Origin of the sequence: Streptosporangium vulgare, assembly GCF_042428775.1 — a bacterium.
Lineage (GTDB): Bacteria > Actinomycetota > Actinomycetes > Streptosporangiales > Streptosporangiaceae > Streptosporangium > Streptosporangium vulgare.
In genome coordinates this window covers 311,708-325,858 of record NZ_JBHMBS010000011.1, presented here as the reverse complement: position 1 = coordinate 325,858, position 14,151 = coordinate 311,708, and the positions used below count along the sequence as shown (strand labels likewise).

Sequence of the window (14,151 nt, the reverse complement as noted above, 5' to 3'; positions counted from 1 at the left end):
TGAGCTGGTAGGTGAGCGTGCCCGACTTCGAGACCAGGCCGATGCGGCCCGCGCTGGTGATGTCGGCCGGGATGATCCCCGCGTTGGAGGCGCCGGGCGAGGCGATGCCGGGGCAGTTGGGCCCGATGATCCGGGTCTTTCCGCCCTTGGCGATCGCGTACGCCCAGAACTCGGTGGTGTCGTGGATCGGGACGCCCTCGGTGATGACCACGCAGAGCGGGATCTCGGCGTCGACGGCCTCCTTGACGGCGTCCTTGGTGAACGCCGGGGGCACGAAGACGACCGACACGTCGGCGCCGGTCTCCTTGATCGCCTCGGCGACGGTGCCGAAGACGGGCAGGCCCTCGTGGACGGTGCCCGCCTTGCGGGCGTTCACGCCGCCGACGACGCGGGCGCCGGAGGCGAGCATCCGGCGGGTGTGCTTGGTGCCCTCACCGCCGGTCATGCCCTGGACGATGATCTTGCTGTTCTCGTTCAGCCAGATGGCCATTACGCACCTACCGCGGCGAGCTCGGCGGCGCGCTTGGCCGCATCGTCCATGGTGTCCACCAGTTCGACGCCGGAGAGCTTGGCGTCGGAGAGAATCTGACGCCCGAGTTCGGCGTTGTTGCCGTCCAGACGGACGACGAGCGGGCGGCTCACGCTCTCACCGCGGGCGTCCAGCAGCTGGAACGCCGAGACGATGCCGTTGGCGACCGCGTCACAGGCGGTGATGCCGCCGAAGACGTTGACGAAGATCGACTTCACCGCGGGGTCGGAGATGATGATCTCCAGGCCGGCCGCCATCACCTCGGCCGAGGCGCCGCCGCCGATGTCGAGGAAGTTGGCGGGCTTGGGCCGGCCGGGGAACGCCTCGCCCGCGTAGGCGACGACGTCCAGGGTCGACATGACCAGGCCGGCGCCGTTGCCGATGATGCCGACGGAACCGTCGAGCTTGACGTAGTTGAGGTCCTTGGCCTTGGCCGCGGCCTCCAGCGGGTCCTCGGCGGCCTTGTCCTCGAAGGCCGCGTGGTCCGTCTGGCGGAAGGAGGCGTTGTCGTCGAGGGTGACCTTGCCGTCGAGGGCCTTCACCTGGCCGTCGGCGGACAGGATCATCGGGTTGACCTCGACGAGGGAGGCGTCCTCGTCGACGAAGGCGCACCAGAGCTTCTCGATGAGCTCGGCGGCGCCGTCGAGCGCGGCCTCCGGCAGCCCTCCGGCCTGGGCGATCTCACGGGCCTTGGCCCGGTCGACGCCGTCCAGGGGGGAGATCGGGACCTTGGCCACCTTCTCGGGGGCGCTGTGCGCGACCTCTTCGATGTCCATGCCGCCCGCCGCCGAGCAGATGGCGAGGAACGTACGGTTGGCGCGGTCGAGCAGGAAGGAGAAGTAGTACTCCTCCGCGATCGCGCTGGCCTCCTCGATCAGGACCTTGTGGACCGTGTGGCCCTTGATGTCCATGCCGAGGATGTCGGTGGCCTTGCGCTCGGCGTCGTCGGCGTCGTCGGCGACCTTCACGCCACCGGCCTTGCCTCGACCACCGGTCTTGACCTGGGCCTTGACAACGACACGGCCGGTCAGCTGCTCGGCTGCCGCCCGTGCCTCCTCCACGGTGTGCGCGACCACGCCGCGCGGCACCGGGATGCCGTACTCCGCGAAGAGCTCCTTCGCCTGATGTTCGAACAGGTCCACGAGGGTCCGTCCTTGCTTGTCCGGCTGGTGTATAGATGTGAGCGGGCCGACTCCATGATCCAAGGGGGAGCCCGGCGGTTTTGCGCCAATGAAGCCTAGCCCGCCTCATGGCATGACCAGGTAACCGGGTTCCAGATCGTACGCCCCGAATGCTGTTCGCGCCGAACCGGCCGGCCCGGCCGCCGGTCCCGCGAGCCGGTTCACCGGGTCGGCGGGTGATCTGTCAGAGGTTCGTCAGACAGGCGAGAGGCGGCCGGAGCACCGGCGAGAGGTACGGCGGGACCCGTCGGACGAGCGGGGACCGTCAGGCGGGCGGGAGAACCGGCAGGTGGAAGCGGGGATCGCCGGACGGGCGGGAAGACCGTCCGGCCGGTGAGGGGATCGTCAGACGGGCGAGGGGATCGCGCTCCGCACCCAGTCGACGATCTCCTGGGTGGTGGCCCCCGGGGTGAAGACGCGCGCGACGCCCATCTCCTGGAGCGCGGGCATGTCGGCCTCGGGGATGATCCCGCCGCCGAACACCACGATGTCGCCCGCGTCGTTCTCCTTCAGCAGCTCCAGCACCTTGGCGAAGAGCGTCATGTGCGCGCCGGACAGGATGGACAGCCCGATCGCCGCGGCGTCCTCCTGGATCGCGGTGCGCACGATCTGCTCGGGCGTCTGGTGCAGGCCGGTGTAGACGACCTCCATCCCGGCGTCCCGCAGCGCCCGCGCCACGATCTTCACGCCCCGGTCGTGACCGTCCAGCCCCGGCTTGGCGATGACGACGCGGATCCTTGACACGGCATCCATCCAGACCTCCTTGTCTGCGCTCCCCTCGCGACGTGGGAGCTGTCCGCAGCGTAACCGGCCGCGCCGCGCCGGGCTCGGCGGGCCACCGCGAACCACGGTACAGCGGCACAAACCTCACCGCCTTTCCATACGGCGTCACGGCCCGTCTCCCCGTCGGCCGCACCTCGGCCAAAGGCGCCGGAATGCGCGGCGGAATCGAAGATCAACGAAAAAGGGAAACTAACCGTCCGTGGTTGTCCGGAAACAAACTCCTGTCCCCGGGCGTGGCCGGACGACAGCCCCCAAAAGCCTGGAGGATGCCCCTGCACCAAATATGCACAATTAATTCAAGGCAATCCTCCAAATGCGCTACTATTTCGTGATCTTGCTCTGCAAGACTATTCCTCCCCTCCCTCGTCGGGGCGGAGGGGTCAATCAGGAGGACTTCCCCTTGAAGCGATACATCGCCGGGTTGGCGTGCGCCGCCACGGCAGTGCTGGGCGTTCCGGCGCTGGCATCGACCGCGCACGCGCAGGCCGCCGATCCGATCAGCGCGCTGAAGAGCCAGCTCAAAAGCGGCAACGGCGTCGCGTTCGTCGACACCCTCAAGATTCGAAGCGGCAAGAAGAGCACGATTCTCGCCCACCGCAAGGGTGAATTGCAGTTCGGTGCCTCCGGAGTCGAGGCGTCGGACCACACCACCCAGTTGCGGTTCGAGGAGGACCTCCTCGCATTCGACACCGAAGAGAATACCTTCGGCGCGGAAGAGGACGACATCGAAAAGACCGAGACGGAGAAGGACCTCGACAGGCTGTTCTCCGGGCTGACCGAGCCCGAACGAGTCGTGCGGGTCAAGAACAAGGCGTATATCTGGGGCGGGGCATTCGGCCAGTTCCTGCCGCAGGACAAGCCCTGGCTCGTGTACCCGCAGGACACGTTCGGCCTGACCGGCTCGCTGGGCCAGTTCGTCAACCCCACCGAACCCGCGACCCTCAAGGCTCTTCTCGCGCACGCCACGGTCAAGCGCCCGACCGCCTACTCGGGAAAGATCACTTTTGGTGAGCTCCACAAGGTCTCACCGTGGTTCCGCGTCGCGCACGAAGCCCCCCTGTCCAAGCAGCAGGCGAAGCTCGTGGTCAACTGGCGGCTGTTCCTCAACGCCGACCGCCTCCCCGTACGACTGACGACCTCGTCCTCGGATTTCGCGAACGGGCCCACCTCCACGATCGACACCCGCTACAGCGGCTGGGGCTCGAAGGTCACGATCGACGCCCCGCCCGCCGACCAGATCTCCACGATGAAGGAACTGAACGAGCGGTTCGCGGCCGACACGCCCATTCCGCTGCTCACGGTCAAGTGATCCTTCCGCGCTGATCGCCCCCTCGAACCACCCGAAATACCCGAATCACCCGAGCCGCGCCCGGCGGGCCTCACCCGCCGGGCGCGGCTCGCGGCGTTCTCCGCCCCGCACGGGACCTGTCCCGTCGGGGAATCCCCGCCGCCCGGAACGGCCGACCCCATGGCTCCCGATCCCGACGCCTCTGTCGATTCTTGATCCGACATTTCGGGATTTAGGTAAGAATCTTGGTCCACCCTCCGCGACGACGCGAGGACCCATACGGGAGGACCCCCTCGATGAGGCGAATCATCGCCACCCTGACCGGCGCCACCATGGCAGCCCTGATCGTTCCCACGCTGGTGACCGTCGCCCCGGCGAGCGCCAAGGCCGTCCGGACCACCCAGGCCACCGCGGCCGACCCGGTCTCGGCGCTGAAGCGCCAGTTCAGGACCCACCGGGGCGTGAAGCTCGCCGAGAACACGAAAATCGTCGGTGAGGGCAAGAAGAACCGGGCGATCTTCACCCGGCGGAGCGGTGTGCTGGAGTTCGGGAGGACCGGCCTGGTCGCCTCGGACCTGACCACCAAGTTCAGCCTGCCCCTCCCGGACAGCGACGAGCTCAAGGGCCTGTTCACCCCGTCACGGACGCTCTCGCTGAAGGGCGTCAGCTACACCTCGGGCGGTGTCTTCGCCGAGTCCATGCCCGAGGGCAAGAAGTGGCTGCGCACGCCCGGTGACACACTCTCCCTGGTCAGCGCCGTCCAGCAGATCATCAGCACCGTCGAGCCCGGCACGCTCAGGACGACCCTGGCCCACACCCGCGCCAAGCGTCCCGGCGGGACGTGGGACGGCACCCGGACCACGGTCCACTCGGGCACGATCACGCTGGCCGAGCTCTTCAAGGTCTCCCCCGCGGTCCGCACGCTGCTGGGCAGGAAGCCCACCGGCAGGTCCGCGACGCTTCCGGTGACCTGGAAGATCTATCTCGGCTCCGACCAGCTGGTCCGCCGGGTCGTGTCGTCGTACACGGAGTCCACCCGGGGCCTCAACAGCACCGAGCTGACCTACGTCAACGACACCCGCTACACCGGCTGGGGCACCAAGGTCACGATCAAGGCGCCGCCCGCCGACCAGGTGGCCGACTTCGACGAGCTCATCGGTGACACCACCCAGCCGGAGGACCCCATCGGGGAGATCTTCAAGGGCTGAACGGCACACGGCCCGAGTGGCCGGCGCCCGAACGACCCGGGCGCCGGACGCTCATCCGTGGAGGTCAGAGCTTCTCAAGGGGCGCGTACGCCAGCAGCAGGGTCTTCTCGCCCCCGCCGCCGAAGTCGATCTTGACCTTGGTCTTCTCCGCGACGCCGTCCACGGACACGACCGTGCCCAGGCCGAACTGGTCGTGGGTGATCCGGTCGCCGGGGGTGAGGTTGGGGATCTGCCTGCCGCCGGGCTTCCTCGCCGGGGCGGGGCGGGAGTCGCGGCGGGTGGCGGCGCTCCAGGCGCTCTTCTCCGGGTCGCTGCGCCAGTCGACCAGGTCGGACGGGATCTCTGCGACGAACCGGGAGGCCGGGTTGAACGCGGGTGAGCCCCAGGAGCTGCGGACGGCCGCCCTGGAGATGTACAGACGCTGCTCGGCCCGGGTGATGCCGACGTAGGCCAGGCGGCGCTCCTCCTCCAGCTCCTTGGGCTCGCCGAGCGAGCGCATGTGCGGGAAGACGCCGTCTTCCATGCCGGTGAGGAACACCACCGGGAACTCCAGACCCTTCGCGGTGTGCAGCGTCATCAGCGTCACCACGCCCTGGCCCCCGTCGGCCGCCGGGATCTGGTCGGCGTCGGCGACCAGGGAGACCTGCTCCAGGAACTCCACCAGCGTGCCCTCGGGGTTGGCCTCCTCGAACTCGGAGGCGACCGAGACCATCTCGTCCAGGTTCTCCAGGCGGCTCTCGTCCTGCGGGTCGTTGGAGGCCGTGAGCTCCAGGCGGTAGCCGGTGCTCGCCAGCACCTCCTGGGCGAGCTCCGAGGGCGTCATGTCGTCGGCCTTCACCATGAGCTCGTCCATCAGCGCGACGAACTCCTTGATCGCCTTGAGCGAGCGGGTGGCCATGCCCGGCGCGTCGTCCGCCCGGCGGAGCCCCTCCCAGTAGGGGATCCGCTCCCTGGCCGCGAACGCCTCGACCATCGCCTCGGCGCGCTCGCCGATGCCGCGCTTGGGCACGTTGAGGATGCGGCGCAGCGACACCACGTCGTTCGGGTTGGACAGGAAGCGCAGGTAGGCGAGCAGGTCGCGGACCTCCTTGCGCTCGTAGAAGCGCACCCCGCCCACCACCTTGTACGGCAGGCCGGTCCGGATGAAGATCTCCTCGAACACCCGGGAGGCGGCGTTGGTCCGGTAGAACACCGCGACCTGGCCGGGCACGACGTCCTCGTGGTCGGTGAGCCTGTCGACCTCCTGCGCGACGAACATGGCCTCGTCGTGCTCGTTGTCGGCGACATAGCCGATGATCTTCGCCCCGGCGCCCTGGTCGGACCAGAGGTTCTTGGGCTTGCGGCTCGCGTTGCGCGAGATCACCGCGTTGGCGGCGGACAGGATCGTCTGGGTGGAGCGGTAGTTCTGCTCCAGCAGGATCGTCCTCGCCTCCGGGTAGTCACGCTCGAACTCCAGGATGTTGCGGATCGTCGCGCCGCGGAAGGCGTAGATCGACTGGTCGGCGTCACCGACCACGCACAGCTCGGCCGGGGCGACCCCGCCCTCCCCGCCCTCCCTGACCAGGCCCCCGTCGGCGGTGCGCGGCTCGGGACGGCCCGCGATCTCGCGGATCAGGGTGTACTGGGCGTGGTTGGTGTCCTGGTACTCGTCGACCATGATGTGGCGCCAGCGGAGCCGGTAGTGCTCGGCCACGTCGGGGAAGATCTGGAACAGCGTCACCGTCAGCATGATGAGGTCGTCGAAGTCCATCGCTCCGGCCTCGGTGAGCTTCTGCTGGTAGTTGCGGTACGCCTCGGCGAGCTTGCGCTCCAGGTGGGTGGACGCCTGGGCCGACGCCGTCTCGTAGTCGATCAGCTCGTTCTTGAAGTTGCTGACCTGGGCGGAGAACGATCTCGGCGGGTAGCGCTTGGGATCGAGGTCCATCTCGCGGCAGACCATCGCCATCAGCCGCTGGGAGTCGGCCTGGTCGTAGATGGAGAAGCTGGTGGGGAAGCCCAGGCGCTTGGCCTCGCGGCGCAGGATCCGCACGCACGCGCTGTGGAAGGTCATCACCCACATCGCCGCCGAGCGCGGGCCGATGAGCCGGTCGACCCGGTCCTTCATCTCCCTCGCGGCCTTGTTGGTGAAGGTGATCGCCAGGATCTCCTGCGGCTGCACGCCCCGCTCGCCCAGCAGGTAGGCGATGCGGTGGGTCAGCACCCGGGTCTTGCCGGAACCCGCGCCCGCGACGATGAGCAGGGGGCTGCCGTGGTGCACGACGGCCTCGCGCTGCTGGGGGTTGAGCCCGTCGAGCAACGGATGGGTCAGGGAAGAGGCTGGGATCGACACGTCCCCTAGGTTAGAACGACCGACCGACAACCGGGTCCAGCCACCGCGAAGGAATGCGGGCGGACCCGCTCACGGTTGTGATGACGAAGCGGTACGGGGACAACGGAGGGGCTTCCATGCTTTCTGAGAACGAGATCAGCCGCGTACTGGCGGTCACCGCACACCCCGACGACGTCGACTTCGCCGCCGCGGGCACGATCGCGCTGTTCACCGACCGAGGCGTCGAGGTGACCTACTGCGTGGTCACCGACGGTGACGCGGGCGGCTTCGACCGCGAGCTGGACAACGGCGGCATGGCCGAGCTGCGCCGGACCGAGCAGTCCAACGCCGCCAAGGCCGTCGGCGTGACCGACGTGCGCTATCTCGGCCACCACGACGGGACCGTGGTGCAGAGCCTGGACCTGCGGCGCGACATCACCCGGGTCATCCGTCAGGTCAGACCCGACCTGGTGATCACCCACAGTCCCGAGCGCAACCACCGGTTCATCGCCCCCAGCCACCCCGACCACCGCGCGGTGGGCGGCTGTGCCCTCGACGCCGTCTATCCCGACGCGCGCAACCCGTACACCTTCCCGTCGCTGCTGCTCGACGAGGGCCTGGAGGCGTGGACCGTCCGCGAGGTCTGGCTCAACGGCGGCCCGACGCCCGACCACCACGTGGACATCACCGACACCTTCGACCGCAAGCTCGCCGCCCTGCGCGCCCACGCCAGCCAGATCGGCCACCTGGAGGACTTCGAGGACTTCCTGCGGGGCCGCTTCTCGCAGATCGCCGCCGAGGCGGGCTTCGGCGAGGGCCGCTACGTCGAGGCCTTCCAGCGGGTCCCCACCGCCTGACCCCCGAGCGGCGAACCACCGCCGGGGAAGGGCCACGACCGGACCGCCGCTCCACCGGGAGCCCTGAGGGCATCCGGAGGGAGAAGCCGGAGCCTGGCCCTCCTCACAATCCCCATCGGGACCTGAGAGCGCGGTCACTGTCGGGAACCCGGAACCCGGGAAGCGGTCACCATTGGAAACCCGGGAATCCAGCCATCGTCGGGAACCCGGCAATCCGGTCAGCATCAGGAACCCGAGATCTGGGAACCTGGGAACCCGGAAGGCACCCGACGGGAAGTCCGCGCCGTTGAACAGCATCCATCTGTCGCTCGCCACCTCCGTCGTCGTCCTCCTGCTGGCGATCGGAGCCGCCGCCGTCGCCCGGCTCGGCAGCCTCGGGCACGCGTCCGCGGTGCTCGTGGCGTGCCTGCGGGCCGCCGCCCAGCTCGGCGCGGTGTCCCTGATCATCGTGTGGGCAGTCGAGCGCGCGCTCGCGGTGACGGTCTTCGTGCTGGTCATGTACGCGGTGGCGAGCGTGACCGCGGGACGCAGGATCACCTCGGGTCCCGCCGTCCGGTGGGCCGCGGCGCCCATCGCGGCCGGGACCGTACCGGTCCTGGCGCTGCTGTTCGGCAGCGGCGTCGTCCCGCCCCTGGGCATCACGCTGATCCCCATCGCGGGCATCCTGCTGGGCGGGTGCCTGACGGCCACGGCCCTCGCGGGACGGCGGGCCCTGGACGAGCTGGCCCACCGGCGCGGTGAGGTGGAGGCGGCGCTCTCGCTGGGCTTCTCCGAGCGGGACGCGGCGCTGGAGATCTGCCGGCCGCCCGCGGCGCAGGCGCTGGTGCCCGCGCTGGACCAGACGGGAACCGTGGGCCTGGTCACGTTGCCCGGCGCCTTCGTGGGGATGCTCCTGGGCGGGGCCGGCCCACTCCAGGCCGGGGTGGTGCAGCTCGTCGTGCTGGTCGCGCTGCTGGCCGCGGAGGCGGTGGCCGTAGTCGTCACGGTCGAGCTCGCCGCCCGCGGCCTCTTCGGCGGCGGTCAGCGGCCCGGGGCGGGCTCCTCCGGCGGGGCCGGGCGGGTCAGATGGGCCCGGTGGACCGGGTGGACCGGGTGGGCGCGGTCCGGCGGGGCCAGGCGGGCGAACAGGTAGCCCAGGGAGTTGGTCGCGACGTGGAACATCGCGGGAGCGGCCAGACCTCCCCTCCTGCGCAGCTCGGTGAAGAGCATCCCGGCGAGGCCCGTCGTGACCACCGACCCGGACACGACACGCGCCACCTGCCACGCGGGCGCCTTCCCGGGGATCCCGGATCCGCCCGGCACACCCCGCGTGGCCTGCGTGGCCTGCATATCCGGAGCGCCCTGCGTGCCCTGCGCGCCTTGTGCGCTCTGCGCGCCCTGCGCGTCCGATCCGGTGGGCGTTTCCGACGCGCCGGGGGTGTGCTCGCTCGCCGATCCGTTCCCCGCGCCCTCCGTACCGGGGGCACGGGCGGCCGGAGCGTCGAGGGCCTCCCCCGCGGCCAGGCGGCTCAGGGCGGGGTTGGCGGCCATCATGTCGACGGCGGGCAGGATGTGCCAGAGTCCGAAGAGAACCGAGGAGACCGCGGTCGCCGTACCGTGGCCGTGGGAGCGGGCGACGAGGGCGTGCAGCACCCCTCGGAAACCGACCTCCTCCAGCAGGACCGTGCCGACCGGCACCTGGAGCAGGGCCTCCTCCAGCGCGCGGGCGCGAGACAGGGACAGGGCGCGCTCGTCGCGGAAGAACCGGCGGGTGGCCGGGACGGCGATGCCCACGGTGTAGGCCGCGGCCACGGCGGAGGCGAGCGCACCACCGATCCGCAGGCCCCGCGCGCGCCGGTGGAATCCCAGCTCGGCCCAGGAGAGGCCGGAACGGCGGGCCATCACGACCAGCGCGCCGGTGGCCGCGGCCGAGGTCAGCGGTGCCAGCCTCGGCGCCAGGCGGTTGTTGAGCACGTTGGCCGCCACCAGCACGGCCACCGCGCTCGCCGGCACGCCCGCGGACACACCTCGCCCCGCCGGCACGACCGCGCCCGCACCCGGCACCACCTGGAGTCCGGTGCGGGCGGCTCGCCCCGGCTCGCGCTCCATGCTCACGACTGCCCCCGACTCCCTCGGACGCCGTCCCGCGCCCCGCGTGCCGGGTCGCGCCGGGGATCTCGATCTTCGAGATCCCCTGGAGTCCGGTTCGAGGCTACGTGATCAGGGCTCAGCTCGCGGCGGCCTGACGCCAGCCGGCGGGGAAGCGCAGGCTGCGGCGTTCCCGCACCGTCAGGCCGCCCCAGATCCCCTCGGGCTCGGCCGCGCGGAGCGCGTAGGCCCGGCACTCCTTCAGCACCGGGCACCGCTCGCAGACCGCCTTCGCCCGCGCCTCGTGCTCGGGTGACTGTGTCAACGGGAAGAACAGCTCGGGGTCGCTCGTACCGCAGGCACCCCGCACGGCCCAGCCGATATCCCGCATCATCATCCGCATGACACCGCCCCCTGGTGACTCACCGTCCTCAGCCAGACTAGGTCGACCTCGACGGCGGGACATCAGCCTCTTGACGGATTCACACGTACTCATCGCGGCTTACTGCCCCGTCGCGGCGTAATCCCCCATCAGGATCCCCATCAGGGCGTACTCCGGGGGTGCGTCGCTCCCGCCGAGCCCCCGCCACGTCCCGCGTCCCCGTGGCCCGTTGCGGTGACACCTCCGCGACACCCCGCGCCGCCGGGGCCCGCTTCGGTGCCCGCCACCGCGCGCCGAAGCGCCGGGACGAGGCACCGGGACGAAGCGCGGAGGCGAAGCGGGCGGGGTCTCAGCAGGCGGTCGTCCCCTGGTCGTATCCCTTGGCGAACAGCTCCTGGCGCTGTCCCGCCGTGCCGTGGGCGTCCGGGCGCAGCCAGTCGTCGGTGGGGTCGCCCGCGGCGGCGAGGTTGATCAGGAGCTCGTCCTCGTCGCCGGGCTCGGTCTGCAGCGAGCCGCCCTTGACGAGTGCCCCCAGGGTTCCCCCGGCGTAGCAGTCGGCCTGGAGCTCCTGCTCGACGTTCAGGCGGAACGTCGTGTTCAGCTGCGCCTGTACCGCGTGCCCGAACTCGTGCGGGATGATCACGTAGACCGAGCCGTCGCCCATCTCCTCGTAGAGGCCGTTCATCCACTTCTCGTCGTAGGCGATGAAGTGTCCCACCGGGCAGTAGAAGGCGTTGTTCGGCACCGACGGCTGCCCGCCGCAGTCGGGCCCGTCCTCTCCCCGGTAGGCGACGAACTCGGTGACCGGGCGGTAGGTCAGCCCGGCCGCGGAGAAGGTCTGCTTCCAGTAGGCCTCGGTGAGTTCCCTGGCCAGCTCGACGTCCGACTCGAACGTCTGCCCGCGCGCGCTGGGTGTGGCCTCCTCACCGGTGGGGGCCGCCTCCGGTTCCGTGCCCTCCCCCACGCTCCCGCAGGCGGTGACGGCGGCCAGGACCAAGGCCAGGCAAAGGGAGAACGCTCTCATGGGCCCATCGTGACGGAGTCCAAGGCTCCCGCGCGAGGGATCGGCGCCACCGGGGACCGGCGGGCACGGGGGCGGGGGCTCGCGGCGGGCCTCATCAGCGGCCCCGGCGACCTCAGGCGCGGTCCCGGCGCTCCCGATGGGGGCCTCACAGCCTGTCCCGGCGCTCCTGGCGAGGACCTCACAGGCGGCCCTGGCGGTCCCGGACGCGATTCCGGCGACGCCCCCCGGCGGTCCCGTGGCGATCCCGTAGGCGATCTCACAGGGACGGCCAGGTGTGGACGGGCTCGTTGGTGTGCATGTTCTCGATGTAGCGCAGGGTCATCCGGCGCAGCGCCTCGTGCCTGTCGAGGTCACCGAGCGCGTTCACCGCGTCGATCTGCCAGCTCGCCCCGGTCGTGCCCGTCAGGCAGCGCTGCTCGACGATCCCCAGCAGCCGGTCCCTGACCCCGGGGTCCACCCCCCACAGGTCGAGTCCCTCGTGGGCGAGCGGCAGCAGGCGGCGCAGGACCAGCTCGGACGCGACCACCTCGCCGAGCCCCGGCCAGAAGAGCCGGGCGTCCAGGCCGTACCGGGCGGCGGCGTGCAGGTTGTCCTCGGCCGCGGCGAACGACATGCGCGTCCACACCGGGCGTTCCGCGTAGGGCAGGACGCGCATGAGCCCGTAGTAGAAGGCGGCGTTGGCGGCGACGTCGGCCACCGAGGGCCCCGCGGGCAGCACCCGGTTCTCCACCCGCAGGTGCGGGGTGCCGTCCACGACCGCGTAGACCGGCCGGTTCCACCGGTAGACGGTGCCGTTGTGCAGGGTCAGCTCGCCGAGCTGCGGGGTGATCCCGCGCGCCAGCTCCTCGCGCGGGTCCTCCTCGTCGCACAGGGGCAGCAGCGCGGGGAAGTAGCGGGCGTTCTCCTCGAAGAGGTCGAAGACCGAGGTGATCCACCGCTCGCCGAACCACACCCTGGGCCGTACCCCCTGGGTCTTCAGCTCCACCGGGCGGGTGTCGGTGGCCTGCTCGAACAGCGGGATCCTGGTCTCCTGCCAGAGCCTGCGGCCGAACAGGAACGGCGAGTTGGCCGCCAGCGCCACCTGGGGGCCCGCGATGGCCTGGGCGGCGTTCCAGTTGGCGGCGAACGCCTCCGGGCTGACCTGGAGGTGGAGCTGGAGACTCGTGCAGGCGGCCTCGGGCGTGATGCTGTCGGCGTAGGCCTCCAGGAACTCCTCGCCCTCGATCGAGAGGTGCAGGTCCTCGCCCCTCGCCGCGAAGATCTGCTCGTTGAGGAGCCTGTAGCGGGGGTTGGCCGACAGCGTGCCCTCGTGTACGTCGCTCTCTCGCAGCGTGGGCAGGATGCCGACCATCATCATGTGCCCGCCGACGGTGCGGGCCCGTTCCTCGGCGTGGTTGAGCCGGTCCCTGATCACCCTCTCCAGCCGGGCCGCGCCGTCGCCGTCCAGGGACTCGGGCAGGACGTTGATCTCCACGTTGAACTGGCCCAGCTCCGTCGCCCAGTCGGGCTGGGCGATCGCCTCCAGCACCTCGATGTTCTTCATGGCCGCCTCGCCGCGCTCGTCCACGAGGTTGAGTTCGATCTCCAGCCCGGCCTTGGGCTCCTCGAACTCGAATCTGGACTCGCGCAGCATCTGCGCGAAGACGTCAAGGCACCGGCGGACCTTGTCCCGGTAGCGCCGCCGGTCCTCGCGGCTGAACACCATCGCAGGCACATCGCGTCCCATACTTCGCAGAGTCGCACAGAAGTAACTACTCGTACAGAAGCACGCGGGATGCGAAAGCGCGGAGGCTCAGACCAGGCGCCGCGCCGTGGCCCAGCGGGACAGCTCGTGGCGGTTGGAGAGCTGCAGCTTGCGCAGCACGGACGAGACGTGGGTCTCCACCGTCTTCACCGAGATGAACAGCTCCTTGGCGATCTCCTTGTACGCGTAACCGCGGGCGATCAGCCGCAGCACCTCGCGCTCGCGCTGGGTGAGCGAGTCGAGCTCGGGGTCGATCGGCGGGGCCTCGCTGGAGGCGAACGCGTCCAGCACGAACCCGGCCAGCCTCGGGGAGAAGACCGCGTCGCCCTCGGCCACCCGGCGGATCGCGTCGGTGAGCTCGCGCCCGCTGATGTTCTTGGTCACGTATCCCCTGGCACCGCCCCGGATCACGCCGATGACGTCCTCCGCCGCGTCGGAGACCGACAGGGCGAGGAAGCGGACCGTGGAACCGGCGCCGAGCACCCGGCGCAGCACCTCCTGGCCGCCGCCTCCGGGCATGTGCACGTCGAGCAGGACCACGTCGGGCCCCAGCGCGGCGATCGCCTTGACCGCGGACTCCACGTCCTCGGCCTCCCCGATCACCTCGATGGAGTCGCCCAGCTCGGCCCGCACGCCGGAGCGGAACAGACGGTGGTCGTCGACGATCAGGACCTTCACCACACTCATCGGACTTCTTCCCCTCGCGGTCCCGGGGGCCGCTCTCCGGCCTGCCGCGATCCTCGCCGTGATCCTACGCGCAGGACTCCGGCCCGCCGCGAG

At 70.4% G+C, this 14,151-nt stretch carries 13 protein-coding genes; 4 read left to right on the top strand and 9 right to left on the bottom strand.

Going from position 1 to position 14,151, the window contains the following annotated elements; genetic code table 11:
- The 3 genes from ACFFRH_RS24325 to icmB form a co-directional block, all read right to left on the bottom strand.
- On the bottom strand, window positions 1-490 hold a 490-nt coding region (locus ACFFRH_RS24325), incomplete at its 3' end, for a CoA-binding protein (protein WP_386159720.1).
- Window positions 490-1,671, bottom strand: coding sequence for an ADP-forming succinate--CoA ligase subunit beta (gene sucC / locus ACFFRH_RS24320; protein WP_344746238.1), 1,182 nt, complete (start codon window positions 1,669-1,671; stop codon window positions 490-492). The genes sucC and ACFFRH_RS24325, both read right to left, overlap by 1 nt.
- A 384-nt stretch (window positions 1,672-2,055) precedes the next feature.
- A complete protein-coding gene (gene icmB, locus ACFFRH_RS24315; RefSeq protein ID WP_344746239.1) occupies window positions 2,056-2,463 on the bottom strand; it encodes a coenzyme B12-dependent isobutyryl CoA mutase small subunit in 408 nt (135 codons plus the stop codon).
- 343 nt (window positions 2,464-2,806) lie between these two features.
- Between icmB and ACFFRH_RS24310 the strand changes: the two genes are divergently transcribed.
- Both ACFFRH_RS24310 and ACFFRH_RS24305 read left to right on the top strand, forming a co-directional pair.
- Window positions 2,807-3,802, top strand: coding sequence for a hypothetical protein (locus ACFFRH_RS24310; RefSeq protein WP_344746240.1), 996 nt, complete (start codon window positions 2,807-2,809; stop codon window positions 3,800-3,802).
- A 275-nt stretch (window positions 3,803-4,077) separates the two neighbouring features.
- Window positions 4,078-4,989: a hypothetical protein gene (locus ACFFRH_RS24305; protein WP_344746241.1), complete on the top strand. Its 912-nt coding sequence runs from the start codon at window positions 4,078-4,080 to the stop codon at window positions 4,987-4,989.
- A 64-nt stretch (window positions 4,990-5,053) separates the two neighbouring features.
- Here the strand turns inward: ACFFRH_RS24305 and pcrA are convergent, their stop codons facing one another.
- Window positions 5,054-7,318 (bottom strand): DNA helicase PcrA, encoded by a 2,265-nt coding sequence (gene pcrA / locus ACFFRH_RS24300; protein WP_386159715.1) that lies wholly within the window; start codon window positions 7,316-7,318, stop codon window positions 5,054-5,056.
- Window positions 7,319-7,434: 116 nt separating this feature from the next.
- Here pcrA and ACFFRH_RS24295 point away from each other — a divergent pair, with 116 nt between their 5' ends.
- Window positions 7,435-8,154, top strand: a complete 720-nt coding sequence (locus tag ACFFRH_RS24295) for a PIG-L deacetylase family protein (RefSeq protein ID WP_344746242.1) — start codon at window positions 7,435-7,437, stop codon at window positions 8,152-8,154.
- A gap of 286 nt (window positions 8,155-8,440) precedes the next feature.
- Window positions 8,441-9,286 (top strand): ABC transporter permease, encoded by an 846-nt coding sequence (locus ACFFRH_RS24290; RefSeq protein ID WP_386159712.1) that lies wholly within the window; start codon window positions 8,441-8,443, stop codon window positions 9,284-9,286.
- Here the strand turns inward: ACFFRH_RS24290 and ACFFRH_RS24285 are convergent.
- From ACFFRH_RS24285 to ACFFRH_RS24265, 5 genes are all read right to left on the bottom strand, one after another.
- Window positions 9,175-10,242 carry a CPBP family intramembrane glutamic endopeptidase gene (locus ACFFRH_RS24285; RefSeq protein WP_386159744.1) on the bottom strand — a complete coding sequence of 356 codons (1,068 nt, stop codon included), beginning with the start codon at window positions 10,240-10,242 and terminating at the stop codon, window positions 9,175-9,177. The genes ACFFRH_RS24290 and ACFFRH_RS24285 overlap by 112 nt on opposite strands.
- Window positions 10,243-10,360: 118 nt before the next feature.
- Window positions 10,361-10,624, bottom strand: coding sequence for a WhiB family transcriptional regulator (locus ACFFRH_RS24280; RefSeq protein ID WP_386159709.1), 264 nt, complete (start codon window positions 10,622-10,624; stop codon window positions 10,361-10,363).
- A gap of 328 nt (window positions 10,625-10,952) precedes the next feature.
- Window positions 10,953-11,627, bottom strand: coding sequence for a neutral zinc metallopeptidase (locus ACFFRH_RS24275; RefSeq protein WP_386159706.1), 675 nt, complete (start codon window positions 11,625-11,627; stop codon window positions 10,953-10,955).
- Between the two features lie 256 nt (window positions 11,628-11,883).
- Complete coding sequence (locus ACFFRH_RS24270; protein ID WP_386159703.1) at window positions 11,884-13,353, bottom strand: glutamate-cysteine ligase family protein; 1,470 nt, start codon at window positions 13,351-13,353, stop codon at window positions 11,884-11,886.
- 66 nt (window positions 13,354-13,419) lie between these two features.
- Complete coding sequence (locus ACFFRH_RS24265; protein WP_350970858.1) at window positions 13,420-14,058, bottom strand: response regulator; 639 nt, start codon at window positions 14,056-14,058, stop codon at window positions 13,420-13,422.
- Between the last annotated feature and the right edge of the window lie 93 nt (window positions 14,059-14,151).

What these genes read in the sequence shown, in the direction of transcription:
- icmB (WP_344746239.1), bottom strand. Translation starts at nt 2,463, where the DNA reads ATGGATGCCGTGTCAAGGATCCGCGTCGTCATCGCCAAGCCGGGGCTG.
- ACFFRH_RS24310 (WP_344746240.1), top strand. Translation starts at nt 2,807, where the DNA reads ATGCGCTACTATTTCGTGATCTTGCTCTGCAAGACTATTCCTCCCCTC.
- ACFFRH_RS24305 (WP_344746241.1), top strand. Translation starts at nt 4,078, where the DNA reads ATGAGGCGAATCATCGCCACCCTGACCGGCGCCACCATGGCAGCCCTG.
- ACFFRH_RS24295 (WP_344746242.1), top strand. Translation starts at nt 7,435, where the DNA reads ATGCTTTCTGAGAACGAGATCAGCCGCGTACTGGCGGTCACCGCACAC.
- ACFFRH_RS24285 (WP_386159744.1), bottom strand. Translation starts at nt 10,242, where the DNA reads ATGGAGCGCGAGCCGGGGCGAGCCGCCCGCACCGGACTCCAGGTGGTG.
- ACFFRH_RS24280 (WP_386159709.1), bottom strand. Translation starts at nt 10,624, where the DNA reads ATGCGGATGATGATGCGGGATATCGGCTGGGCCGTGCGGGGTGCCTGC.
- ACFFRH_RS24275 (WP_386159706.1), bottom strand. Translation starts at nt 11,627, where the DNA reads ATGAGAGCGTTCTCCCTTTGCCTGGCCTTGGTCCTGGCCGCCGTCACC.
- ACFFRH_RS24270 (WP_386159703.1), bottom strand. Translation starts at nt 13,353, where the DNA reads ATGGGACGCGATGTGCCTGCGATGGTGTTCAGCCGCGAGGACCGGCGG.
- ACFFRH_RS24265 (WP_350970858.1), bottom strand. Translation starts at nt 14,058, where the DNA reads ATGAGTGTGGTGAAGGTCCTGATCGTCGACGACCACCGTCTGTTCCGC.